Below are 25,055 nucleotides of genomic sequence, written 5' to 3'. Positions count from 1 at the left end.
GGTGGTGCGGGTCTCCCGGCGGCCGGCCGGTCAGCCCGACGCGTCGGCGAGCCAGTCGGCGATGGTGCCGCACCGGCTGGTCGCCCCCTTGCGGCGGTACGCCAGCAGCGCCGCCCGCCCGGCGGCCGCCGCCTCGGCCGGCCGGCCGTAGGCCCGCAGGCTCTGGGCCCGGCGGAAGTGGATCTCGCCGACCGACAGCAGGTTGTCCGCCGCCGCCACGGCCGCCCGCCCGGCCTCGGCCAGGCAGTCGCCCGGGTCCTCGCCCGCCGCCGCCCGGAGCTGCCCCTCGACGGCCGCACACAGGCCCGCCCCGGCCGGATCACCGTGCCCCGGCCGGGTGCGGAGCGGGGAGAGCACCGCCCGGGCGTCCGCCCACCGGCGCTGGTCGGCGAGCACCCCGGCCAGCGCGATGTCCACGGCCACGGTGTGCTCGGGAATCCCCAGTTCGGTGAACATCCGCCGTCCTTCGCGGAGTTCTCGTTCGGCGCCCGGCAGGTCGCCCGCGTACAGCGCCACGTTCGCCGCGTGCGAGTGCAGCACGGCGGCCAGCAGCCGCAGGCCCAGCTCGGCCGCGTCCTGCTTCGCCGTCGTGATGTACCGCAGCGCCCGGCCCGACTCGCCCTGGAGCGCCGCGAGGGAGGCCAGGATGCCGAGGGTGGGCGCGGCGAGCCTGCGGTCGGAGCCGAACCGCTTCAGCAGCGACTCGCAGCGCTCGCGGCCCACCGCCGTCGGGCTCGGCCCCCAGAGCGAGAGTTCACAGAGGCCGGTCAGCAGCTGGCGGTGGTCCCAGCGCGACTCCAGCTCGCGGGGGAGGGCGAGCGCCTCCTCCAACAGGGCTTCGGCCGCCCCGATCCGGGACACCGCCGCCGCTGCCTGCGTCCGCAGGAGCAGCAGCCGCCGACGCTCGTACGGTCCGGGCCCGGCCGCCTCCAGCCGGATCCGCAGCCGGTCCAGCTCGGCGGGCGAGGGGGCCGAACCCGTGACCCGGGCGTTCAGCGCCGCCGACTCGACCGCCGCCGTGGCCGTCCAGAGCGGGTTGGCCTCCAGCCGGCGGCCGCAGTTCTCCAGCGAGCGCTGGGCGGCCGCCGGTCCGTTCAGGTGCAGCCGGCACTCGCCGGCCAGCACGCCGATCTCCACGGAGCGCGGCGCGTACGGGTCCACCAGCTCCAGCGCCCGGTCGAAGCACTCCGCCGCCGAGGTGAGGTCGCCGCGTTCCAGCGCCGATACGCCCGCCTCGTAGAGGGCCTCGCCGGCCAGGCCGCGCAGGTGCGGGACCCGGGGCCCGCCGGTGGTCACCTCGGACAGCAACTCCCAGGCACTGGCCAGGTGGTGGGCCTTGGCCGCGACGACATCGCCGTGCGGCATGATCGACACGCCGGTGTCCATCCAGGCGGCCAGCAGCCAGTGCCAGTCGGCCCGGTTCCGTTTGGGCGCGGCCCGGTAGGCCGTCTCCCGCATCAGCGAGGTGGCGAAGCGGTAGCCGGTGGCCGGCTTCGGCCGGTCCCCGGCACGCTCGGGCGCGGCCGCGCCGCGCGGGTGGCGCCGGTCGAGGAGCCGGTCCTCGGGGCTGCCGTTCTCGGGGCTGCCGTCCTCGGTGGCGCTCTCCTCGGCGGCGTCGCCCGTGACGACGGCGTGGCCGAGGACGCTGTGGTCGGCCAGGCCGTGGTCAACCGACTCGGCTTCGCCCAAGCCGGGTTCGCTCAAGCCGGGTTCAGCCGCTCCCGGTTCGGTCGCGCCGTGTGCCGTCGCGCTGTGCTCGATCACGCCCTTGCCGACCAGGCCCGCCAGTACCGTCCGCGCGTCCCGCGCCGCGCCGCAGGCCTCCAGGGCCTCGTACGAGAAGGTCCGTCCGACGACCGCCGCCCGGTGCAACACGTCCTGCTCCTCGTAGCCGAGGGCGTCCAGGCGGGCCTCCAGGACCGCCTGGAGGGACGGCGAGGCCGAACGGGCCAGCAGGTCGAGCCTGCCGGTCTCGGCCAGCGAGGAGGCCAACTCCTTCAGGTAGAGCGGATTGCCGTCGGCCATCTCGACGATCGCGGTGCCCGGCAGCTGCGCGTCCGGATCGCTCCGCAGCAGCGTGCCCAGCAGCCCGGCGCTCTCCTCGGGCCGCAGCGGCGGCACCTCCACCACCCGCAGCACCGGGACGCCCCGGGCCGGGGGCGCGGCCTGCGGCGCCGGGCCGCCGCGTTCGACCAGCACGATCGCGGCCTTGACCTCCCGCTCCTGGAGCAGGCCCTCGACCACCTCGACCATGATCCGGGGGGCCCACTGGAAGTCCTCCAGCACCAGGATCGTCTGCTCCCGGTTCTCACAGCCGCGCAGCAGGGTGCTGAGCGTCCAGACGATCTCCTCCTTCGAGGCCTCCTCGATCTGCTCGGCCGCGTAGCCGGTCACCGTCTCCAGGGCCCGGTCGAAGGCCGCCCGCTCCCGCTCGCCGAAGTCGGGGGCCGGGGAGGGCTGCCGGCCGACCCCGCTGACCAGCTGCTGGGCGAGCTGGATCACCGGGCGCAGCGCGATGCCGTCGCCGAACGACTGGCAGTGGCCCACCGCCCAGGGCTGGTCCGCCGCGCCGACGAACTCGCTCACCAGGCGGGACTTCCCGATCCCGGCGGGCCCGCAGACGCTGATCACGCCCGCCGTCCCACTGGCCCGGATGCCGCGTACGGCCTCGTCCAGCTCGGCGAGTTCGCGCTCCCGCCCGACGAACGGGACGGCGTGCGGCCGGGTGGTCGGCGGGGGCGGCTCCAGCCCGATCACCCGCCACACCCCGACCGGCGCGGTCTTGCCCTTCGCCACGACGGTGCCCGCCGCACCCACCGTCACCCGCCCCTCGACCAGCGTCAGCACCGGAGCGGAGATCAGCACCTCGCCCCGGCCCGCGGCCTGCTGCAACCGGGCCGCGACGTTGACGGCGTCACCGGTCACGAAGGTGTCCTGGGCCCGCCCCGAGCCCACCACCACCTCGCCCGAGCTGATGCCGATCCGCACCTCCAGGCCGGTGCCGATCGCGCTGCTCACCTCCAGCCGGCGGCGGTTCATCCGGCGCACGATGTCGAGCCCGGCCGCCACCGCGCGCAGGGCGTCGTCCTCGCGGCGGCGCGGCAGACCGAAGACGGCCACCACGGCGTCACCGATGAACTTCTCCACCCGGCCGCCGTGCCTGGCGATCGCCTGGGCGGCGGTCGCGAAGTAGTCCTCGATCAGGTCACGCCACAGCTCCGGATCCAGCCGCTCCGCCAGCCCGGTCGAGCCGACCAGGTCGCAGAAGAGCACGGCCACGTGCTTGCGCGTCGTGCCCGGCGAACGGTCCAGCGGCACCCCGCACATCGGGCAGTAGCGGGCGGCGGGCGGCCGCGCCGCACCGCAGCCCGCGCAGGCCGGCGAGGGCCGGGCCCCGGCTGCCTCTCCGGCAACCTCTCCGGCGGTCGCCCCGGCGGCTGCCCCGGCGTCCGGAGCGGCGTCCGGAGCGGATGTCCGGTCCATCTCAGGCCTTCCGGGCCGGGGGCGCCAGTTCGTCCAGGACCTCGATCACGGCGGCCATCGTCCTGATCGCGCTGGAGTTCACCGCCACCAGCTGCCGGCCGGTCAGCGGCAGCGAGTCCAGGAAGTCGTCGAGCGCGCTCTTGTGGAAGGGGTCGAGGTTGGCGTGCTTGCGGACCGTCCGGAACCCTTCGAGCGGGTACCCGGACCGGGCCGCACAGTCCCGCGCCAGATCCTCGCCCGGCGGGTAGCCCTCGATGGTCGCGATGTACCCGAGCAGGCACACCGGGTCGTAGTGCCGGATGTAGTAGTACTGCGCGCCCACCAGTTCGGCGACGGCGTGGCGCGGGAGCTGCTCCAGGGCCCGCGCCCGGGGGACGCCGAGGGCCTCCAGATCCTCCAGGATCCACTCGTCGTGGCCGCTCTCCTCGACGATGTGGTGCCGGAAGTAGTCCACCAGCCGCGCGTGCACCGGATCGGTGCCGGCGGTCAGTTCGGCCCGGGCCAGGGCGTCCGCCATCAGCGGCACGCTGGCCCGCACCATGGAGTGCAGCATCACCAGGTACTCGGGGTAGACCCGGCGGAGGTCGGGTGCGGACCAGATCCGCCCGGCCGCCCGGGAGAGGCGGCGTTCCAGCAGTGCGATGCTGGTCCGGACCCGCAGGCTGTTGCGCGGCGGCAAGGCCGTCCCGGTCCGCAGGCCGGCCGTGTCAGTCGTTCGCATGTGCCACCCCGCCATGCTCAGCCCCGATCCGAGCGGCCCCGATCCGACCGGCCGCGACCGGCTCCGCTCCGGCCGTCCCGGCCCGGGCCGGTTCTGTTCCCGCGTGCTCCACCCCGGCGGCGCCCGTCGGGGTGAGTCCGCGCTCGACCAGGTGCGCGTAGCGCCTGATGCCGCTGCGTCGCGCGAAGGCCAGCGGTCCTTCGTCGCGCAGCATCAGCCTGACCAGCGACTCGGTCGGGACGAAGGCGGGCCGCCGCGTCAGACCGTCGAACTCGGCGGCCAGGCCCGGTTGGTCCTCGAAGGCGATGCAGGTGTCGCAGACACCGGGGCAGCCGGGCTTGCGTCCGATCTGGGCGAGCGCGTTCCGCGGCCCGTACACCCGCAGGGCCCGCAGGGTCGGGTCCTGGCCGGTGCGTTCGACGATCTCCGCCCAGCGCAGGTCCCGCGCGTGGCCCAGGGACAGGTGGGCCGGGGTGGCGCCGTCGATCACCTCCTGGTTGCAGCAGGCCGAGATGCTGCCGTCGAACGCCACCACCGGCCAGGAGGCCACCTCGCAGGGACTCGGCGAGGCGGTGTCCTCGGAGAGTCCGGCGGGTTGCTCGTAGAGCTGCTCACCACGTCCGATCGCCGCGAACTTCAGGACCAGGGAGGGTACTTGCCCGTCGAAGTCGCGGTCGATCTGGGCGGTGATCTCGGCCAGGTACGGATCCTGCGGGCCGCTGCCGGCGAGTTGGAAGCTCACGTCCCGCCCGGCGTCGCGCAGCCGCCGCAGCACGGTGAAGGCGTTCCGCCGGGGCACCTGCGCCTCGTGGTGGACGTCCTGGCTGGCGGTGACGTGGTCGACCATGGTCAGGCACTTCCAGAGCGGCTTCGGCACCCGGCCGTCCGCCCGGGCGAAGTACATCCCGGTGATCAGCACCACCTTGGTGCCGACCTCGTGCGCCCGCTCCACCAGGTCCGCCACCAGGCGGGGGCGGAGCAGGGGTTCGCCGCCGGTCAGGTAGAGGATCTCCGGGTGGTGCTCCGCCGTGAAGGTGGCGGCCAGCCGCCGGAACGGCGTCTCCGAGTGCTGCTCGCTCGACAGCATGGAGTTGGTGGAGCAGTGCGCGCAGCTCAGCGGGCAGCGCCGGGTGAGGGCGAAGAAGACGCCCGCTCCTGGTACCGAGCGGACGGCGATGATCTCGGAAAGATGCACGGTGGCTCCTCGTCCTTGCCGGTGGGGGTGTGCGAGGGCGGGCGCTGTCAGCCTGCGGGCTCGGCGGCCCGGCGCTGCGGCGCGACCGCCTCGGGGGCGGCTTCCGCCTGGGGGGCCGGTTGCGGGTCGTGGCGCCGGGCGTTGACGGCGAGGAAGGCGCCGAGGGCGAGCAGCCCCGCGCCGGCCAGTATCGGGGTGGTGCCGAGGCCCAGCCAGGCGGCCAGCGCGGCGGCGGCCAGCGGGCCGGTCACCGCGCCCAGCGACTGGAGCGCGGTCGCGGTGGCCACCACCCGTCCCAGGTACTCGATCGGGGTCTCGGTCTGCAGGATCACCGGGAAGGGCACGATCACGGCGGCCAGCGCGAAGCCGAAGCCGAACAGTACGAGCAGCCAGACCCAGACCGCCCCGGTGGCCCCCGAGGAGACCGCCGCGCCGACGGCCCCGCACAGCAGCCCGCAGAGCGCCGCGCCGCCGCCCATCAGGGCCAGCGGCCGGACCCGTTCGGCGAACTGGCCCAGGAGTACCGAGCCGACCACGGTGCCCAGGCCGATGACACCCATGGCGACGCCGATCAGCCGGGCGTCGAAGCCCAGCTGACGCAGGACGAGCGGGGCCAGCGTGTCGAAGAGCACGGCGAGGAACAGCAGCACGGAGAACCCGCCCACCGCCGTGGCCAGTACCGGCCGGCTGGTCAGGTGCCGCAGCCCCTCGCGGGCCTCGTGGAGCATCCCCGAGGACGCCGCCTCGACCGGTCCGTCGGCCTCGTCGGCCCCGTGGCCGTCCCCGGCGGCTGCGGACGCCTCGTCGGCCCGGGTCTCCCGGGCGGCCCGCAGTGGCAGCAGGAGCAGGGCGGAGAGCAGGAAGCTCCCGGCGTCGACCAGGAAGACCGGGTGCGGATTGCCGAACGCGGCCACCAGCAGGCCGCCCAGCGCCGGCCCGACGATCTTCGACCCCTGCATCACCAGTTGGCTCAGCGAACTCGCGGACAGCAGCGACTCGGCCGGCACCGTCAGCCGGACGGCGATCTGCTGCGCGGGTGTGAAGAGGGTGGCGAAGGCGTCCCGGACGACGACCAGCCCGACGACCGCGTACAGGTTCGGGGCCAGCACGAGAGCCGCGACGGTGACGCAGCGCGCCAGGTCGCAGGCCACCATCGCGGTGCGCGGTGCCAGCCGGTCCGCCAGGACCCCGGCGACCGGCGCGAGCAGGATCGAGGGGACGGCCATCGCGATGACCAGGGCGGCCATGCCTTCGACACCCCGGTGCCAGACGACCGTCACCAGGATGATCAGCGCGAGGTAGTCGAGCCAGTCCCCGAGGTTGGAGACCAGTTGGCTGCCGAACAGCCAGCGGTACTGCTTGTGTCGTAGCGGGGCGAGCACGGCGGGGAGGGACATGGAAGGGCTCCTGGACTGCAGCGGCGACGAGTTCGGTCGGTCGAAGGCTGGCGCGAGGCTAGCGCGCGGGCGGCGCTGTGGGCAGGTGCGTGGGCAGGTGCGTGGGCGTACGTGCGTGCGGCGGCGCGGGGCGGCCGCCGGGCCTCAGCCGATCCAGGAGGTGTCCACGGCCGGGTGCAGCGGGTCGCCGCCGGCCGTGGTGCGTACGGAAACGATCGCAGAGTGGCGGGAGAGCTGTGAGAATCCGTGCATCAAGTCCCCAGAGTTGTGTCTGTTGTGACCGATAAGTGTCCGTTGCTGACCGGATTGTTCTTGCTGACGGGGGTTCAGGGCGAGACCATGTTGGTGCATGGCCAGAAGATGAGGGGGTCCGTGACATGGAGTCGGAGTCGGGGTCGGGGCCGAGACCTGTGCCGAGTCCTCAGCCCGGGTCGCCGCCGGGCCGGGGCCCGGCGGCGGAGGCGTCCTTGCAGCGGGTCTACCAGCGCGTCCTGGACCACGGCTACCTGGGACGCGAGCGCGCCGCCGCCGAGCTCGGGATGGAGGAGCAGGAGGCGGCGGAGGCCATCGCCCGCCTGCGCGGGCTGGGCCTGCTGCGGGGATCGCCCGCCGCGCCGGACCGGCTGATCGCGGTCAGCCCGGAGACGGCGGTGGCCGCCCGGGTGGGCCGGCAGGAGATCGAGTTACGCGAGCGGGAGCTTCAGCTCGCCGAACTCCGGAGCACCATCGAGGCGTACGGGTCGGTCTACCAGCGGGACCTGCGGCGCCGGGCCCAGTCGGCGGGCGTCGAGGTGCTCGACGGCCTCTCGCTGATCGGTTCGGTGCTGGACGAGGAGGCCGACCGGTGCCGGACGGAGGTGCTGACCCTGCAGCCCGGCGGGCCGCGCATCGCCCGGGCGCTGACGGACGCCAGGGCCCGGGACACGGCGATCCTCGCGCGCGGGGCGCGCATGCTGACGCTCTACCAGCACAGCGCCAGGTTCAACCAGATGAACCGGGACTACGTGAAGATGGTCACCGGACTGGGCGCCGAGGTGCGGACCTTGAACACCCTGCCGCCGAGGCTGATCGTGTTCGACCGGAAGGTCGCCTTCCTGCCCGACCGCGACGACACGTCCATGGCCGTGGTGATCCGCAACTCCTCGGTCGCCAGCTACCTGGCCCAGTCCTTCGACCACTTCTGGGCGGAGGCCGTGCCGTTCGCCGAAGTGGGCCGCAGCACCCGGGAGATGGACGCCTCGGCGGACATCGACAGCCAGATCGTCCGGATGCTGGTCTCCGGCGACAAGGACGAGATGATCGCTAAGCAGGTGGCGCTCTCGCTCCGCACCTGCCGCCGCCGGATCGCGGTGATCATGGAGCGGCTCGACGCCCGGAGCAGGTTCCAGGCCGGGTACGAGACGCGCCGGCGCGAGGCGGCGGCGGAGGCGGGACGGTAGGCGGGCCGGGCGTCCCGGAGTGCGGACGCTGTGTCAGTGCGGTCCGCCGAGGGTGGGGAAGAGATCCAGGAACGGCTGGGTGGTGAACGAGAGCCCCCGGCTGAACGGGTTGTCGAAGTCCCAGATCAGGAACAGCAGGAAGCCGATCAGCGCGCTGAACACCCCGGCGAGCAGCAGCTCCCGCGCGGTACGCCGGATCTGCAGGGTGAAGATCAGACCCACCGTCACCACCGCCCCCACGATCAGGCCGAACCAGACCACCGGCGGCATCGTCGGCCCGGCGCTCTGGCCCCGGTTGGTGCGGGCGGCGTCCGCCGCCGCGATCTGGTCCACGATCGGCTGGTACGCCTGCGACTCCAGATCGTTCTGCGGGGCACGGCTCGCCACGTCCGTGCGGAGCTTGTCCAGCAGTTCGGTACCGCGCGGCGAGATCTCACCGTTGTCCTGCATGTACTGCGCCTCGGTGTTCACCACGAACGAGACGTACGCGTCGACGTCGGCCCGCACCAGGGTACGGAAGTCCGCCGGGTAGACCTGGGCCCGCGCGCTCACCTCGTGCAGCGCCTGGGCCTCCTGGACGACGTCGGCCTGCGCGCCGCCGCGCCCCTCCCAGACGCCCGCGATGGCGAGGCCGAGGACGATGGCGTAGACCACGCCGATCATCATGGTCATGTACTCCATGACGTCCGGGCTCTCCGAGGTGTCCTCGTCCGCCCCCGCCCGCCGGCTTCTCAGCAGCACCACCGCCACGACGACGACACAGGCCGCCGACATGGCGATCGCCAGAACCAACCACTGCGACATGACAACTCCTCGGAGAAATGTGGCCGGCGCTGCTCCCGTCGCCGGATGCGGGCGCGATACGGGGCGGAGCAGGACGGTGCGGGGCGCTACGGCCGGTGGAGCGGGACCTTGCGGGGGCAACGGCCGACGGAACGCGGCTGGACCGACGGAACGGGAGAGGGCGGTGGCGCCCGGTCAGGAGCGCCTGCTCCGGGAGGTCCCCGAGCGCGGCTTCAAGGTCGCGGCGGCCAGGATCGCCGGCACGGTGACGACCATCATCGTGGTCAGCGGCGACCCGCCGTGGTGCGGCTTCACGGCGACCACCGGCGCGGCCGGGGGGAGGTGCACCCGGGTCGGCGCGGGCGGCGGCGGTGCGGCCGCCGGCGGTGCCGGTGCGGGCACGGCGACCGGGCTGGGCGGCGGCGGGGTGGGCCTCGGGGCCGGCGGGCGCACCGACGGCAGCCGGACCGGCGCGGGAGCGGGCGGTGTCGGCGGGGGAGGCGGGGGCGGGCTCGGGCGCGGCGGTGCGACCGTGGGGGTCGGAGTCGGTGTCGGAGTCGGTTTCGGGGTGGGCGAAGGCGTGGGCGTGGGCGTGGGCGTCGGGTGCGGGGGGCACGGCGTCGGGTGCGGCAGCGGCGGGCAGTGCCCGGGCGGGTCGGGCCGGTGGCCGGGGCTGTCGCCGTGCCCCCCGCCGGGCCCGTGGCCGGGGTGCCGGTGCAGCGCCACCGAGACGTCCACGCTCACATGGACGTCCACGTCGACGTCGACGTTCGTGCCGCTCCCGTTCACGGACACCTCGGTCCGGGCCACCACGCAGGCGGCGACCACCGTGCCGACCGGGTCCGGGCCGGGCGCGGAGTGGTCCCGCGCGGTCGCCATGCCGGTCAGCACGGTGCAGAGCGCGGCCATGCCCGCCGCCGCCCCCGCCAGTCGCAGTGGGCGTAAGCGCTGCCGTTCGCGCGGCTGCCCGTCGTGGCCCGGGTGCCCGGCAGCCTGCTGCCCGGGGACCGGGCACGCGCGACGGGGCGCACCGCCCGCGCGGGTCAAACCTTGCTCGTCCATGCCCCACCCGATCGAGGATCGCGTTCGGAAGCGCCAGGCCGCCCACGGCGGGCGGCCTGACGCTACGTCAACTCTGTTTTCTGCGGGTGGTTACGGGCGGTGCGAGATCTCGACGTTCTCCAGGACGCCGACGGCGTCCGGGACGAGGATGGCGGCGGAGTAGTAGGCGGTGACCAGGTAGGAGATCAGCGCCTTCTCGTCGATGCCCATGAAGCGGACGGACAGGCTGGGCTGGTACTCGTCCGGGATGCCGGTCTGGTGCAGGCCGATCACGCCCTGGTTCTCCTGGCCGGTCCGCATGACCAGGATGGAGCTGGTCTGCTCCTTGGTGATCGGGATCTTGTTGCACGGCAGGATCGGGACGCCGCGCCAGGCGGGCACCTTGTGGCCGTTCAGGTCCACGTGGTCCGGGTACAGCCCGCGCGAGTTGAACTCGCGGCCGATGGCGGCGATGGCCTTCGGGTGGGCCAGGAAGTACTCGGAGTCCCGGCGGCGGCTGAGCAGCTCGTCCAGGTCGTCCGGGGTGGGCGGGCCGGAGTGGGTCTGGATCCGCTGGTCGAAGTCGGCGTTGTTGAGCAGGCCGAACTCGGGGTTGTTGATCAGCTCGTGCTCCTGGCGCTCGCGGAGCGCCTCGATGGTCAGCCGCAACTGCTGCTCGGTCTGGTTCATCGGCTGGTTGTAGAGGTCGGCGACCCGGGTGTGCACGCGCAGGACGGTCTGGGCGACGCTCAGCTCGTACTCGCGCGGGTGCAGGTCGTAGTCGACGAAGGCGCCGGGCAGCCGGACCTCGCCGGTGTGGCCGGCCGACATCGGGATGTCGGCCTCGCCGCGCTCGTTCTGGCTCTGCAGCGGCAGGGCCAGGAAGTCCCGGATGTGGGCCTGGAGCGCGGGCGAGCCGTCCAGGACGGCCTGGAACTCCAGCCGGGACAGCGACAGGACGGTGCCGCTGGTCAGCGTGGTGGCGGTGTACTCCCAGCTGGCCTGGTCGTCCAGGATGCTCTGCTCGCCGAAGCGGTCGCCGTCACCGAGGACACCGATCACCGTGGTGTCGCCGTACTTGCCGGTGCCGACCTGGTTGATCTTGCCGTGGGCGATCAGGTGGATGTGCTCGGCCGGGGTGCCGCGCTCCGCCAGCACCTCGCCCGGACCGAAGTCGCGCTGGACGCAGCGGTCCGCCAGCGTGGTCAGCACGTCGACGTCCTCGAAGCCCCGCAGCAGCGCCAGCTCGCCGAGCTCGCGCGGGATGACCCTGACCTCGGGCCCGGTCTTGATGAATTCGATCCGGCCGTCGCCGACGGTGTAGGTGAGGCGCCGGTTGACCCGGTAGGTCCCGCCCGAGGTCTGGACCCAGGGGAGCACCTTGAGCAGCCAGCGGGAGGTGATCTCCTGCATCTGCGGTGCGGACTTGGTCGTGGTGGCGAGGTTGCGGGCAGCAGCTGTTGCAAGGCTCTGCTGCACTGCCTGCTGTGTCTCCGGGCTTGCGTCCACGGACATCGGCAGAGGTCTCCTTCAGGTGGCCTTTTCGTGCCGCCGGGGTGTCCTGGCGGCACCTCAGATCTGTTGTCACACGCGCGATATGGCGAGCCGGGTGAAACGTCTCGACAGAGCGGGACACTAGATCGTCTGCGAGGGGCCGTACCGCCGAAGGGCGGCTCTACTACCCGATCGAGTGAACATTCGCAGGAGGAGGATTGGTGGGCGCCAAAGGCTGTCATGGCAGCGGCGGCGGACCGGCCTGCGGATGCGGAACCGCTCGGGCACGGACATCCTGGAGTCCTGTAGCCCGGAAAGGCAGGACGAGCCATGTCGATGTTCGACAAGATCAAGAGCATGCTCAGCGGCCACGAGGACACGGTCCGCCAGGGTGTCGACAAGGCGGGGGACGCCTTCGACGACAAGACCCAGGGCAAGTACAGCGGCCAGGTCGACTCGGCCCAGCAGAAGATCAACGAGCAGCTCGGCAGCCAGGCGCCGCCCACCTCGGAGGAGTCGCAGCCGCCGCAGAGCTGAGCCCGGGCGGTCCCGACCGCTTCCGACCGCTCCCGACCGGACCCCGACCGCTGTCGGTCCGGATCGGCACCACCGGCGGACAACAGCCCCTGTGAATCGACCGATCACGTCGATTCACAGGGGTTTATTCGTGCGTGCCGTGGACAGGAAGCCGTAGGCGGCGGTGGGACCGCGCCGGAGTGCCCCTGTCCGGGCAAGGTCTTTTTTCCGCCGTGGTCGTTACATTGGGAAGCAGGATTTCTGCCGTGCGAGAGGGCGGGCGGGCCGGATGGACGGGTCGGACGACGCCGAGCAGAGCCCGGTCGGTGCGGTCGGGCGGGTGACCGTCTCGATCCCGCAGGACGGGTTCGGCGAGGTACTGGTGCCGGTACGCGGCGGGAGCGAGGCCTTCGCCGCCTGGGCCGACGCGCCGATCGCACGGCACACCCTCGTCATCGTGGTGGACCGCACCTCCGCACGGTCCGTCGTCGTCACTCCGTTCCCGCCCCCGTAGGAAGCCTTCCCGGTGGTCCGGCAGCGGCGGAGGCCGGTGCCGGCCGTCCAACCGTCCGACCGACCGAAACCACAGGAGACTCGTCATGTTGTTCTGGCACGTGCCCGCGCCGAACGAGGCGCTGTTGATCTCCGGCTCGAAGCGGCAGCAGCAGGACACCCAGTTCCGGATCGTCACCGGCCACGGCAGTTTCGTGATGCCGGTCAAGCAGAAGGCCCGGATCCTGTCGCTGGCGCTGCGGGAGGCCGAGATCGCGGAGGACTGCGTCACCCAGCAGGGCATCCGCCTCAACGTCCGGGCCGTGACGGTGTTCAAGGTCGGCGACGACTTCGTCTCCATCGCCAACGCGGCGCGCCGCTTCCTGACCGAGCAGGACCGGATGGAGGAGCTGGTGGGCCGGATCTTCGCCGGCCACCTGCGGTCCATCATCGGCGGGCTCACGGTCGAGCAGATCATCCGGGAGCGGGACCGGGTCGCGCAGGAGGTGAAGGAGGGCAGCCACACCGAGATGGAGAAGCTCGGGATCGTGGTGGACGCGCTCCAGATCCAGGAGATCGAGGACGCCTCCGGCTACATCACCAACCTCGCGGCCCCGCACGCCGCCGCCGTCGCCAGCCAGGCCCGGATCGCGCAGGCCAGGGCCGACCAGGAGGCGACCGAGCGCGAGCAGCAGGCCGCCGCCCTGAAGGCGCAGTACGAGCGTGACACCGCGATCAAGCGGGCCGGCTTCGTCGCCGAGACCGAGCGGGCCAACGCCCACGCCGCCCAGGCCGGTCCGCTGGCCCAGGCCCGGGCCTCGCAGGAGGTCATCGAGCAGCAGACCGAGCTGGCGCAGCGTCAGGCCAACCTCGCAGCACAGAGGTTGGAGGCGGAGGTCCGCCGCCCGGCCGACGCGGAGGCGTACCGGCAGCGGACCCTGGCCGAGGCCCAGCGTGACCAGGCGAAGTTCCAGGCGGAGGGCGAGGCGTACCGCCGGACGACGCTGGCGACCGCCGAGGCCCAGGCCGTCCGGGTCCAGGCCGACGGCACGGCCTACGCCGAGCGGACCACCGCCGAGGCGCAGGCCGCCGCCAACAACGCCCGGGCCGAGTCGCTCAAGGGCGGGCACCAGGAGCTGATCGCCGCCAACCGCGTGATCGAGAACCTGCCCAGCCTGGTCGACGCGGCGGCCCGGGGCATCGCGGGCTCGAACCTGACCATCCTGAACGGCACCGACGGCGTCAACCAGGTCGCCGCCGGGATCGTGGGGCAGGGACTGGCGATCCTCGACACCCTGCGGCAGTCCACCTCGGCCATGGGCCGCAGCGCGGCGACTGCCGGGCCGGAGGTCGTCGTGGTGGACGGGGAGTCTTCCGAGGCGGGTCCGTCCGGATCCGAATAGGCCTGTGTGGGCGGAGCGGGAGTCCGTAGCGGGGTGCCCCTGAGCGCTACGGACTCCCGGTCGGCCGTCCACGTGGCCATGGTGGTCAGAACAGGCCGTGCCACATCTGTTCGATGACGACGGACCACCAGGTGCTGTCCTTGCGGAAGGCGTCGGGGTCGGTCTCCGCGAGGCCGTTCTGCAGGGCGGCGAGCGCGGCGCCGGCTTCGACGGGGCCGAGTCCGGCCAGGGCGGCGCGCGTGCCGGTGAGCAGGACGAGGCTCCGCAGGAAAGCGGAGAGCGAGGTGTTGACGAAGCGTCCGCTGCCGGTGCCCGGGTGGACCGCCCAGACGGAGCCTGTCTCGTCGCCCGTGCAGCGGACGGCGATGACGCACAGCCCGTCCGTGCCGATCCGGGTCCAGCCCGCGAGGACGTCCAAGGTGGCGGGCTCGATGGTGGTGCCCGCCGTCCGCAGGTGGGTGCGCACGTTGGCGAAGAGCCCGCCGGGCGGGGGTGTGCCGAGCCGGTCGGCGGTGAAGAAGAGCGGTACGTCGGCGGGCTGGCCGGCCCAGATGAGGGTGGAGCGGGTGCCGTCGGGCAGGCTGCCGGCGGCCAGGTCGTCGGCGTCGTAGCGGATCACCTCGGGGAAGGCGGCGGTGAGCCGGCGGCCCAGCTCCACGTCCCGGACGGGCTCCGCCGGGGTGACGCTGCCGGGCGCCGGTGCGGGGACCCGCCTGGGGCGGGGCGGCGCGGGGCGGACCTCGCGCTGCACCCGCTCGGTCAGCGCGGCCGCGCCGTCGGCGCGTTCCTGGACGCCGATGCCGTAGGAGTGGTCGAAGGTGATCCTGGCAGCGGGGAAGCGCTGCTCCAGCAGGGCGGCGGGGTAGCCGCCGGGCAGGGTCGCGGGCCGCAGCGCGGTGTGGATGGTGTGGACGGCGGTGTCCGGGATGCCGAGCCGGGCCGGCTCGGCCGCCAGCTGGTGCTCCACCGGCGGCCGGCCGGGCCCGGCACTCAGGTCGATCCGCCGGTCCTGGCCGGTGGCGGGGTCGGTGAACGTCGCGGTGAGGCTGTTGCCCGGGCCGGTGGCGGGGCGGCTGCGCTCGCGGTACGCCGCGATGACCTCGTCCACGGGGATGGACGGCCAGACACTGAGCTCACCGCTCTCCCGGTCCACCACCCCGCAGGCCTGGCCCAGATCGGCGGGCGGCCGCCGCTCACCCGTCACCGGGTCCCGCTCCAACGGCGCGGGCGCCGCCCACACCGCCCAGCCGAGATCGAACTCGCGGAAACGCACCTCACGTGGACTGCTGGCGCTCAGCCAGGCATCAGCGACACTGAGAGCTTGTTCCTGGCTGATCATGAAATACTCCTACTTCATTCTCTTTATCACATTCGATTGCAAGATGGCATGGAGGTGATCGGTGTATTCGGCAGATAATCCTCCATGCTTCCAAGGCCGGACTTTTGCCGCTCGGCGAGTCCTCTGCGAAGGAGCCGACGGATCCCGCTGGAGTGATCTGTTCGCCTGGAATGGAGCGATGGCACGGGCCTGGCCAGATTTGGTCAGACCGGGTATCCCAGAAAGCGCCCGATAGCCTTGAGTGTTGCCTGGTCAATGGCATAGCCCCCATTGGGGTAGAGTTGGTCCATTTGTACGTCGCCGGGATTGCGGGCATTCAGGTCGGGCGCCATTCCGACCGTGTGATTGTTGATCACTGCGGAGCGGCTCTGGCCGCTCGCGCTGACATTTTCAGCCAGCTGACGAGTAGCGGGGTCCTTCAGGTACGTGTTAGCCAGGACCCTGACGTCCGTCCCCGGGAGCCAGAATGTACTCCTGCTATTCCGCATAATATTCGGGGTGTCGAACTTGAAGTCTTCCAGTGTGTGCCCCTGCTTGAAGTGCTCGATCCTTTCTTCCCTGACCACGCTTTTGGCCGGCCCGCTGGCCCCGCTGATATTGGTCGTGTGGATGACTCTGCCACCCATTCCCGATGCCCCAGCCTGCGGTGCAGGGCGTTGGGCGAATTTGCTGATCCCAGTGGAAAACTGCTGCCAGTTGATACCCGGCTCGTTCAGGGCCGAACTCACATCCGCGAAAGGGCGGTTTCCGTGCGCTGCCCAACTCAAGGCTGTCATGAGAGGGCGCGCACCCGCCGCTGCGGAGTGCCGTCCCATCACGTCACCGATCTGCTGCGGTGTCCAACCCGCGCTATGCAGCCGCCCGACCATTTTCGCGCCATCTGCGCCCATCACATTGGCGAACTGGGTCATTTGCGGGTCCCCGCCCCGGAAAGCGCTGTAGAACGTCCCCGCCTCGGCCGCATTCATACCCGGAAACAGGTCGACCAGGTCCCTCAGGTGTGCATCGTTGATATGAGGGATATTGAGCAAGGCCAAGATCCTGGCACGTGCCACTGTGAAGTGGGGCAGGCCCTCCAGGGCGGTAATTGTCGCCGCGGACACCCTGTTCTGCGCCTCGGGCGTGAGGTCGGGGCCCAGCGGAACTGGCCCAGGCGCGGGCTGCGTCAGCCCGGGCATCGGCTGGCCAGGGGCGGCCGCCGGCCGGGCCGGTGCCCGGCGCTCCCCCAGCGGGCCGTCTTCCGGGCTGAAAGACAGTGGGGTGCGGTCGGGGGTGAGGGGGATGGCGAAGACGCCGTTGTCGCCGTTGTGGAGGGGCTTGTCGCTGCTCTTGCCGGTCTGGCCGTCGGCGTAGGTGATCTTGCCGTTGCGGTTGAAGGCGCCCCAGCTGTGGGTGCGGCCGTCGGCGTCGCGGGTGGTGATGACGGCGGAGGAGCCGTGGCCGTTGCGGCGGAGGGTGTCCTCCAGGCGGTCGAAGCCGGCGGGGCCGTCGCCGAGGTCGGAGAACTTGGCGCCGAGGTTGTTCTCCATACGGTCGCGTCCGCCGAGCTCGCCCAGGTCGGAGGGGTTGCCGTTGGCGTCGTGGTCGGGGGTGCGGGCGGCGGCCGCGGTGGGGTGCCCGTGGAAGGTGTCGAGGAGGGCGAGGGTCGCGTCGACGCAGTTGTTGTTGCGGCCGGAGGTGCCCGGGCCGTCGCCGTTGATGGCGGCGAGCCATGTGCCCTCGGTCGGGTCCGGATAGCGCTGGGGGGTGCCGTCCTCGTTGAGGGGGACGGCTCGCCTGATGCGTTCGTGGTCTTCGGGGGTGGGTTCGGTGAGGCCGCCTTCGGTGCCCAGTGGGCGGTCGTCGGTGGCGGGGCGGTGGGGTTCGGCCTCCGGGCGGGGTTCGGGGTCGGGGTCGTGGTGCGGGGAGGTGTCCTGGTCGTGGTGGGGGCCGGACGCGGCGTCGTCCTCGTGGTGCGGGTTGTCGTCGGGGCCGGTGTGGGGGGTGTCCTGGTCGTGGGTTGTGGCGGGGTCGTGGTCGTGCGGGGCTGCGATGCCGCCCTTGTCGCCGTTCTCGGGTTCGTTCCGGTGCTCGGGAGCGGGGGCGTTGTCGTGTGCGGGCTTCTCGGCGGGGATGTGCTCGCCGGTGGAGGTGTGGGGCGGCGGTGCGTCGTCGTGACCGGTACCGTGTTCGGACCGGTTGGGGGTGGAGTGAGTGCCGTGGCCGGTGTCGACGGGACGAGCGCCGCCCTTGGTGGTATCCGTGCCGGGGCGTTCGCCGCGCGGGCGCACCGGGCCGAGCTTGGCGCCGCCGGTGCCCGGGGCCGAGGCGAAGGAGGAGCCGCGCGTCGGTTTGCCGGCGGGCGCGGGCGCGGGCGCGGGCGGCGGGGACTGGTGTGGTTCGGCGCCGGGGCGCCCGCCGGAGTGCACCGGGCCGGGGGCGAATCCGCCGCCTGCGCCGGGCATCATCGGCGGAACCGCCCCGCCGGCGGGCGGTGCCGCGGCGGGCGGGGTGTCGGTACCGGGCGCCTGGGCGCTGGACAGGTCGTCGGGGGAACCGGGGGCGTGGTTGGCGGAGGGTGTCCTGGTGGGGGCGGGTCCGCTCGCCAGGCGGGTCCCGTCGAGATGAGTGCCCCCTGTACCCGGTACCGCACCGGGCAGGTGCGCGCCGGCCATGGCACCCATACCCGGCGCGACACCGGAACCGGACGCACCCGCGTCAGCGGACGAGCCCGAAGTCGCCTCGCCGTAGGACGGTGCGGCCTCACCGCCGGGTTGTTCGCTCGGGGTCTGTTCGGTGCGGGGTGAGCTTTCGCGTGGTGTTGTTTCGGCGTGGGCCGGCGGGGTGTCGTTGGTGGGTTGTTCGCTCGGGGTCTGTTCGGTGCGGGGTGAGCTTTCGCGTGGTGTTGTTTCGGCGTGGGCCGGCGAGGTCTGCAGGCCCTCGTTGTGACCGCCCGAACCCTGCGAACCAGCGGAATCATGCCCACCGGCAGGGCCCTCCGAGGGCGAAGGCGCCGGGCCGGAGTCCGCCGACCCGTGCGAGGACGACGGCGCCGGGCTGTCATGACCGGAACCCCCGCCCGAGCCACCGGGGCGCTGTGAGCCGAAGGGGACCAGGCCGTTGGTTCCCGACGAGGGCGACGACTGTCCGGAGTCCCCGCCGCCCTCCGCAGCGGAGGATTCCCCGCCCGTGCTGTCGTGCGAGCCCGAACCGCCGGACTCGCCGGAACTGCCGCCCGGCCCCTGGTAGCTGTCGTTGCCGGTGCCCGCGCCGCCCTCGGAGAAGGTCGGCTTCGCGCCGCCCTCGCCGCCCGGGAAGCCGCCCTCCGGCATCGTCGGCTCGTTGAAGTGCGCCTTGGCCGCGCTCGCCCCCGCGTGCAGCCCGGCGCCCGCGCCACCGCTCAGGCCGGAGCCGAGCAGGCTGCCGCTGTCCACGTGGCCGGTCGTGACCAACTGCGTGATCGCGTCGGTGCCGACACCCACCGCCGCGCCGGTGACCATCTTGCCGGCCGTCGTGCCCATCGCGCCGCCGAGGCCCATCTTGGCGCCTGCCGCGCCGATGCCCTTGCCCAGCAGATGTCCGGTCGCGCCGGCTACCGCGCCGCCCAGCGCGTTCTGCCCGACTTCCTTCATGTCGATGCTCTTGCGGTGGCCCTGCGCCAACTCGATGGTCTGCGCCAGCAGGTTGATCGCCGCCATCTGCACCGCCTGCTTCAGCGCGTGCTGCAACGCCTCCTTCAGCAGTTTCTTCAATGCCTGCTGAACGATCTCCCGCGTGGTCGCGATGAACACCGGAGCCTCCGCCAGCGAAGCACCCGCCGTCACCACCGCCTCCGCCTCGGCCGTCGCCAGCTCGAACGCCAGGATCCCCAGTTGCGCGATGATCTGGATCTTCGCGGTCTCCGCCGAGTTCGCCATCCCCTCCAGCATGTCGCCCATGCCGTTGCAGGAGTTGATCAGACCCGGCAGGTAGCCCGGGTCGGCCTCCGTCCCCTTGCCCACCGTGTACTCGGCCCAGTGCTTGGTCAACGCATCCGCCGCAGTGCCCTGTTGACCCTCCAGCGCCTGCTTCACCGCCGCATCCGCCGCATGCGAGGCGTCCTGCAGACTCGCGCCCACCTTCCGCCAGTGGTCGGCCATGTCCCGCAACTGGCCCTCGTCGGCCTCCGGCCAACGCGTACCCGCCAGCAGCAGCAACACCCATTGGAGGGGTTCAGGAAGTTCGACAGCCATCGGGTCAGTGCCTTCCGCTCTGGTTCATGTGTTCGAGCGTGATGCTCGGTGAGATCGGGGTGTGCACCGGCGGCGAGTAGGCGGGCGGCGGGCCCAGCCCCGACGAACCGCCCGAACCGCCTTGGCCGCCCTGGCTGTTCAGGTCGGACCCGACGGAACTGTCCGCGCCCTCGTAGCCGTCCGCCATCGCCTTCAGCCCGTCAGCGATGTACTTCAGCCCGTCGGGCATTCCCTTCAACGCCTTCAGGGTGTCGGCGCTGTACTTCAGGTAGCCCTTGTCACCTTCGGAGAACTGCTTGCCCGACTCGTCCTTGCCCCACGGCGCCTGCGACTCCATGCTCGGCAGGTACGAGTTCAAGCTCGCGTACAGCGCGGCGACCGCCTCCGAAGCCGCCAGCATCGGCGAAACCGCCGCACCGTACTGCCCAGGACTCACCTGGAAGCCCTGACCGGCCCCACCACCCGAACCCGAGCCGGGAGCGGTGCTCTGCGCAGGCGTCGTCGACTGGAGCAGCGTGCCGATACGCGGAGACAGTGCGGAGGTTCCTCCCGGCTCAGCCGGGTCGCCCGATCCGGACGCGGGCACCGCCGGGGTCGCCCGCTCACCTTCGGGCAGCCGCTCGCCGGACACCTGGGCAGCCGTCGTACCCTCGGGCAGCATCTCTCCCGTCCGTGCCATCTGTGCGGGTACGCCGTTGTCGAGGGGTGCCATTGCCATGCGCCCGAGTTCGCGTTCGGGCATGTCGGCGGGCATCTGCTCCGTCCGCGCCATCTGCGCGGGCATGCCGTTGTCGAGGGGTGCCATTGCCACGCGCCCGAGTTCGCGTTCGGGCATCTCGGCGGGCATCTGCTCCGTCCGCGCCATCTGCGCGGGTATGCCGTTGTCGAGGGGTGCCATTGCCACGCGCCCGAGTTCGCGTTCGGGTATGTCGGCGGGCATCTGCTCCGTCCGCGCCATCTGTGCGGGCATGTCGCCGTCGGGCAGTTCCACTCCCACCCGCCTGCCCTCGGGGAATCTCGCGGTCTCGAACGGCGAGAACTCCACGGGCTCGGACCACCGGGCCTCGGGCGTCTTGGGTACCTCGGTGGCGCGGAACTCCGCCTGGGCGTCTTCGGTCATGGTGTTCCCTCATCGATGTGGTCATCGGCCGGCCTGGAGACCGGCGGTTCAAGACAGGAGTGCGAGACGGCCGGCGTCAGGCCCCGGGGGCGGCGGCCAGCCGGGCCAGGGCCGCGCGCATGAACGGGCTGGGCACCTGGTACCCGCCCTCCTCCCGGATCGGCAGCGGACCGACCGGAGCCGCGGGTGCGGCCGCCGCCCCGCCCCCGGTCCCGCCGGGGGCCTGCTCGTCGGGCCGGTCGCGGCGCGAAGCCACCGAGCGGGCCCGGTCCAGGTAGGCGTCCTCACCGGCAGAGCCGGAGGACGCGGCGGATGCGGACGGCCCGGAAGAACCGGTGCCATCGGCGGAGCCGGATGTCCCGGCCCCTGAGGTCGCGTCGGTCGTCCCCCCGTCCCCGGCCGGGGTGGCCGCGCCGGGGCCCAGCAGAGCGCCGGCCAGCTGCGCCAGCACGGCGTTCTCACCGGCCGGCTGCGCCGCCGCCGCAGCGGCCTCCTCCTGCGCCGCCGCAGCCGCGGCCGCGTGACCCGCGCTCTCCGTCCGGGACTCGTCCATCCACCGCTGCCGCATCCGCTGCCAGCGCTGGTCACGCGGCCCCTGCTCGGTGGCCTGCCCGACGATCCCCCGGTCCCCGCGCGGCCCCTGCTCCTCCTCGTCGCCCTCGCAGCCGAACCGCGTCGGCCGCAGGAACCGGTTGGCCTTGCGCTCCTTCGACCCGCCACGACCCGCACCCCCGCCGGGCATATGAGGAGCCGAACCCCCCGGCCGCGCCGCCGCCGAACCCCCGGCAGCCCCACGCGCGGCACCCGCCGCACCACCCAGCGAACGCCCCGCCGCAGCCGCCGCCGCACCTGCCGCACCCCCGGCCGCACCCGCACCCCCGGCCAGCCCGCCCAGCGCACCGCCGACACCGCCCATACCGCCGCCCGCGCCACCGCCGCCCAGGCCCAGCGAGCTGCCGCCCGCGCCGCCGCCGCCGAACGCCGACAGACCGCCCGAACCACCCGCCCCCGCACCGGAGTCGAAGCCCGGCAGACCCGCCAGGCTCAGCCCGCCCGAGGTCTTGTCCAGCGGCAGCGGCGTGAACACCGGCAGACCGTTCCTGCCCGGGCCCGACCCGAAGTCCGGCATCGTCGGCATGGCCGGCACCGGCGGCTTGAACGGCTGCAGGACCGGGGACTTCGCACCCCCCTGACCGCCGTGCATCCCCGGCATCTGCGGCATGTGAGGCATCTTCGGCATACCGTGACCGCCCCCTGCGCCACCGCCGCCCGCACCGGCACCCCCGCCCGCACCCCCGCCCGCACCCCCGCCCGCGCCGTCGCCCCCGCCCGCACCGTCGCCCGCACCCGCCCCACCGGGCGGCGGCACACTGTCCAGCCCCGTACCGGAACCGGCCCCCGAACCCCCGCCCGCACCGCCCCCGCCCGCGTTCGGCAGCGCGCAGCCCTTGCCCGCACCGGTCATCGCCTCGATGTGGGTGGCGTTCTGGCGCAGCATCGAGTCGACGCCGGAGCCCACCTGCCCGACGTAGGTGTGGTAGGTGTCGGCGGCCTGCTTGACGCCCGCCGACTGCGCCACGTCGTCGTGCTTGCCCGCCGGGTTGTTCGCGATGTACTCCTTCGCGTACTGGAGTTCGCGGATCATCTCGGTCTTGGTCTGGCCCACCGCCTGGGTGGCGCCGCGCAGCGACTGCGCGACGGCCTGCCCGGCCACCAGGGTGGTGGGCGCGTGCGAGTCGTCCCGGCCCGCGTACTTCTCCAGGTACTGCTCGAAGGTGTCGGCCGCCGGACCCGACATCCCCGCCATCGCCCGCTTGGAATTGGCGATGATCGTCTGGATGTGCGAGTCGGCGACGCCGATCCACTTCTCCCAGGCCGTCGCCAGGTCACCCAGCACGTCCTCGTTGGCGTTGGGGAAGGCGATGTCCTTGCCGTGGTCATTGCTCTGGACGGTCTTGAGCACATCGGCAAGGTCGGACGGCAGCTCGATCATGACGAGTCACTTTCCCGGGACGAACGGCCCGGCAGAGAGGGGGAAAACACGAACACGCGCGAACCGGAGAACCGGCAGATGGGCAACGGGAAGATCGGCTCCACGGACCGGCGCCCGACACCGTGCCGAGCTGAGTTGGGCCGAGTTGGGCCGGAGCACGCCCTGCCGCAGAATGGGGTGCGAGGATCACGGGCCCATGTCGGGGCCACCAGCCCCGGAGGGGCCGGAAGGGGTGTCCGGTGCGGGGCGCCGAGCGTCCTGACGATCCGCCGGCCGGTGGCACGTTCCGGACCGTCGGCCAGGTTGCTCACCGCAGCGCTCGTGCCTGTCGCGCCGATGCCCGGCTCATCAAGCGGACGGCTCATGAAGCGGGCGGCCAGGCACCGGCGGCGTGCGCGCCTGCGGAGGTACCTGCTGTGGTTCCCGCTGTGGGTCCTGCCGGAGTGTGGTCTTGCGGCCAAGGGGTCCGAGAACCCCGCCTCACGCAAGCTCCGTGACCTGCCACGGGCAGTGGCCGGATGGCACCTGACGGTCGTACGGGCCGGTGGCCGGGCCGGGCGTTACGCCGGTCCGGCCACCGGCCGGAGGATGCGGGTCTCCTGGTGGCGCGGCGGCGTCCCGGCCCCGCGCAGCACCCTCCCCCAGGGGTGAGTCCGCATCCACCCCCCGGCAGCGGATGGATCCCGCTGCCCCCGCACCCGGGAGTGTTCCCGAGTGGCCCTAGAAGGGGCGGTACGGACCGCCGCCGCCACCGCCGCAGGGGCCGTCGTGCTGGTCACCGCCCCAAGCCGTGGTGTCGTCCGGCGGACAGAGGAGGGCGGGAGCGGAGCTCCGCGCCGAGTCCCAGGCGGTCGTGCGGTCTCCCAGACCCCCGGCCCCGGCCGCTGCGGCCCCCGCGACCACGGCCAGCCCGAGTGCGATGGCGGCCATCCGCCGTGCGAACCTCTTCTTCACGGGATCTCCCTCTCCAGCTGCCCCAGCACCTGGTTACCTCGCGGCTGCCGCGACTACGGCGTTCCGGCTGAGGCAACAGTGGCAGCAGTGAGCGGCCCGGGGGGAGGGTCTGCGGGTCTCATCTGCGCGCCATGCACGTTTAGGAGGCAATCCATGGCCGACGAAGCACTCCGCCCGGTCCTGGGCGAGCACGCCCGGGACCTCTACCGCTGGGCTCTCCTCAACGGGCCCCTGGCCGAGTCGGCCGTGGCGCGGGCCGCCGACGAGACGAGCCTGACCGAGGCTCAGTGCCGGGACGCGATCGAGACCCTGAATGCGACCCGGCTCCTCAAGCCGGTCGCTCCCGAGCCCGCCACCGGCCCGGCCTGGCAGGCCCAGAGTCCGCAGGCCGCCGGTGCGCAGCTGCTCTCCGAACGCGAGAGCGCCCTGCGCCACCAGGAGGCGCAGCTGCGGCGCGAACGCGAGCAGGTCCAGTCACTGCGGGAGGAGTTCGTCGGGTTGATGCCGCTCTACCACCAGGGCCGTCAGCTGGCCCACCCGCACGGCGCGATCGATCTGCTCAGCGACAAGTTCGCGGTCCGGGCGATGCTCGTCGACGCGGTCGGGGCCTGCCGCAGCGAGCTGCTGGTCTCCAAGCCGGGCGGCGCGTTCCCGCCGGGGTCGATGCACGAGGCGCTGCCGCGCGACCTGGAGCTGCTGGCCTCCGGGGTGCGGATGCGCAACCTGTACCAGCACGTCACGCGCTTCGACCAGGCCACCCGGGCCAACGCCGAGCAGCTCATCGCGGCCGGTGCCGAGATCCGTACGCTCACCGACGTACTGCCCCAGATGATCATCATCGACGGCGAGCTGGCCTTCCTGCCCGCTGCCGGCGGCGGTGCACTGCTGGTGCGAGAACCCTCCCTGCTCGCCTTCCTGATCAGCACGTACGAACGCGACTGGGAGAACGCCACTCCCTTCACCCTCGGCCCGCAGGCCGCCCGCGACGTCTCCGAGGACCTCAAACAGAACATCCAGCTGCTGCTCTCCAACGGCCTCAAGGACGAGGCGATCGCCCGCCGCCTGGGCATCTCGCTGCGCACCTGCCGCCGCCACGTCTCCGAGCTCCTGGAGTCCCTGGGCGCCAGCAGCCGCTTCCAGGCCGGTGTCTTCACCGAACGCCTGAGCGCCACCGTCGGCGCGGTCGTCCCCGAAGCCGTCCCGGTCGCCGGCCGGCCCGAACCGCAGGCGGGCTGCACCCAGTGCGGCAGCCCGCTGCCACCCGCCAGTGCCACCGGCCGGCGCCGTCTGCACTGCTCGCCGCGCTGCCGCGCACGCGCCCACCGGGCCCGCCGCCGGCCTGCGGCCCAAGCACCGTCCGCAACGGAACCCGCCGGAACGTGAAACGGAACACCACTGCCGTTCGAAGCAGGAGAAACGGACAGTAGGTATCGAGTCGTCGGAAATCGGCCCCACGGCGCAACGAAACAGAACG

General features: G+C 72.8%; 17 protein-coding genes. 5 read left to right on the top strand and 12 right to left on the bottom strand.

Features of this window, described 5'->3' with window-relative positions:
* Nucleotides 1-30 precede the first annotated feature (30 nt).
* From ABD330_RS07340 to ABD330_RS07325, 4 genes are read right to left on the bottom strand one after another with little or no spacing between them, the layout of a single operon-like run.
* Nucleotides 31-3,483 (bottom strand): AAA family ATPase, encoded by a 3,453-nt coding sequence (locus ABD330_RS07340; RefSeq protein WP_344462055.1) that lies wholly within the window; start codon nucleotides 3,481-3,483, stop codon nucleotides 31-33.
* A gap of 1 nt (nucleotide 3,484) precedes the next feature.
* Entirely contained in the window at nucleotides 3,485-4,204 is a 720-nt protein-coding gene (locus tag ABD330_RS07335; protein ID WP_344462052.1) for a hypothetical protein, read from the bottom strand.
* The gene (locus ABD330_RS07330) at nucleotides 4,191-5,399 is read right to left on the bottom strand and encodes a radical SAM protein (RefSeq protein ID WP_344462050.1); all 1,209 of its coding nucleotides are present in this window, start codon (nucleotides 5,397-5,399) and stop codon (nucleotides 4,191-4,193) included. Before ABD330_RS07330 ends, ABD330_RS07335 begins: the two co-directional genes overlap by 14 nt.
* A 47-nt stretch (nucleotides 5,400-5,446) precedes the next feature.
* The gene (locus tag ABD330_RS07325; protein ID WP_344462048.1) at nucleotides 5,447-6,796 is read right to left on the bottom strand and encodes an MFS transporter; all 1,350 of its coding nucleotides are present in this window, start codon (nucleotides 6,794-6,796) and stop codon (nucleotides 5,447-5,449) included.
* A 467-nt stretch (nucleotides 6,797-7,263) separates the two neighbouring features.
* On the opposite strand from ABD330_RS07325, the gene ABD330_RS07320 reads away from it, so the two are divergent.
* Nucleotides 7,264-8,235: a LuxR C-terminal-related transcriptional regulator gene (locus ABD330_RS07320; RefSeq protein WP_344462046.1), complete on the top strand. Its 972-nt coding sequence runs from the start codon at nucleotides 7,264-7,266 to the stop codon at nucleotides 8,233-8,235.
* Between the two features lie 33 nt (nucleotides 8,236-8,268).
* Here ABD330_RS07320 and ABD330_RS07315 read toward each other — a convergent pair whose 3' ends face one another.
* From ABD330_RS07315 to ABD330_RS07305, 3 genes are all read right to left on the bottom strand, one after another.
* Nucleotides 8,269-9,039, bottom strand: a complete 771-nt coding sequence (locus ABD330_RS07315; RefSeq protein WP_344462044.1) for a bestrophin-like domain — start codon at nucleotides 9,037-9,039, stop codon at nucleotides 8,269-8,271.
* A 174-nt stretch (nucleotides 9,040-9,213) separates the two neighbouring features.
* A complete protein-coding gene (locus tag ABD330_RS07310) occupies nucleotides 9,214-10,080 on the bottom strand; it encodes a hypothetical protein (protein WP_344462042.1) in 867 nt (288 codons plus the stop codon).
* A 90-nt stretch (nucleotides 10,081-10,170) separates the two neighbouring features.
* Nucleotides 10,171-11,574 carry a family 2B encapsulin nanocompartment shell protein gene (locus ABD330_RS07305; RefSeq protein WP_344462040.1) on the bottom strand — a complete coding sequence of 468 codons (1,404 nt, stop codon included), beginning with the start codon at nucleotides 11,572-11,574 and terminating at the stop codon, nucleotides 10,171-10,173.
* Between the two features lie 309 nt (nucleotides 11,575-11,883).
* On the opposite strand from ABD330_RS07305, the gene ABD330_RS07300 reads away from it, so the two are divergent.
* The 3 genes from ABD330_RS07300 to ABD330_RS07290 all read left to right on the top strand — a co-directional run bounded on the left by ABD330_RS07300 (nucleotide 11,884) and on the right by ABD330_RS07290 (nucleotide 13,964).
* Complete coding sequence (locus tag ABD330_RS07300) at nucleotides 11,884-12,090, top strand: antitoxin (protein ID WP_344462038.1); 207 nt, start codon at nucleotides 11,884-11,886, stop codon at nucleotides 12,088-12,090.
* Nucleotides 12,091-12,358: 268 nt separating this feature from the next.
* Nucleotides 12,359-12,583: a hypothetical protein gene (locus tag ABD330_RS07295; protein ID WP_344462036.1), complete on the top strand. Its 225-nt coding sequence runs from the start codon at nucleotides 12,359-12,361 to the stop codon at nucleotides 12,581-12,583.
* An 85-nt stretch (nucleotides 12,584-12,668) separates the two neighbouring features.
* Nucleotides 12,669-13,964, top strand: coding sequence for an SPFH domain-containing protein (locus ABD330_RS07290; protein WP_344462034.1), 1,296 nt, complete (start codon nucleotides 12,669-12,671; stop codon nucleotides 13,962-13,964).
* A gap of 85 nt (nucleotides 13,965-14,049) precedes the next feature.
* Here ABD330_RS07290 and ABD330_RS07285 read toward each other — a convergent pair whose 3' ends face one another.
* The 5 genes from ABD330_RS07285 to ABD330_RS07265 all read right to left on the bottom strand — a co-directional run bounded on the left by ABD330_RS07285 (nucleotide 14,050) and on the right by ABD330_RS07265 (nucleotide 23,581).
* Entirely contained in the window at nucleotides 14,050-15,303 is a 1,254-nt protein-coding gene (locus tag ABD330_RS07285) for an SUKH-4 family immunity protein (RefSeq protein WP_344462032.1), read from the bottom strand.
* A 203-nt stretch (nucleotides 15,304-15,506) separates the two neighbouring features.
* The gene (locus ABD330_RS07280) at nucleotides 15,507-19,514 is read right to left on the bottom strand and encodes a toxin glutamine deamidase domain-containing protein (protein ID WP_344462030.1); all 4,008 of its coding nucleotides are present in this window, start codon (nucleotides 19,512-19,514) and stop codon (nucleotides 15,507-15,509) included.
* A 4-nt stretch (nucleotides 19,515-19,518) separates the two neighbouring features.
* Nucleotides 19,519-20,505, bottom strand: a complete 987-nt coding sequence (locus ABD330_RS07275) for a hypothetical protein (protein ID WP_344462028.1) — start codon at nucleotides 20,503-20,505, stop codon at nucleotides 19,519-19,521.
* Nucleotides 20,506-20,710: 205 nt separating this feature from the next.
* On the bottom strand, nucleotides 20,711-22,627 hold the full coding sequence (locus ABD330_RS07270; protein ID WP_344462026.1) for a WXG100-like domain-containing protein: 1,917 nt from the start codon (nucleotides 22,625-22,627) through the stop codon (nucleotides 20,711-20,713).
* A 720-nt stretch (nucleotides 22,628-23,347) separates the two neighbouring features.
* Nucleotides 23,348-23,581, bottom strand: coding sequence for a hypothetical protein (locus ABD330_RS07265; protein ID WP_344462024.1), 234 nt, complete (start codon nucleotides 23,579-23,581; stop codon nucleotides 23,348-23,350).
* A 153-nt stretch (nucleotides 23,582-23,734) separates the two neighbouring features.
* On the opposite strand from ABD330_RS07265, the gene ABD330_RS07260 reads away from it, so the two are divergent.
* Nucleotides 23,735-24,964, top strand: coding sequence for a helix-turn-helix transcriptional regulator (locus ABD330_RS07260; RefSeq protein ID WP_344462022.1), 1,230 nt, complete (start codon nucleotides 23,735-23,737; stop codon nucleotides 24,962-24,964).
* The last annotated feature ends 91 nt before the right edge of the window (nucleotides 24,965-25,055 follow it).

Source organism: Kitasatospora kazusensis (genome assembly GCF_039529945.1).
Lineage (GTDB): Bacteria > Actinomycetota > Actinomycetes > Streptomycetales > Streptomycetaceae > Kitasatospora > Kitasatospora kazusensis.
This window is presented reverse-complemented; position numbering and strand designations above follow the sequence as displayed.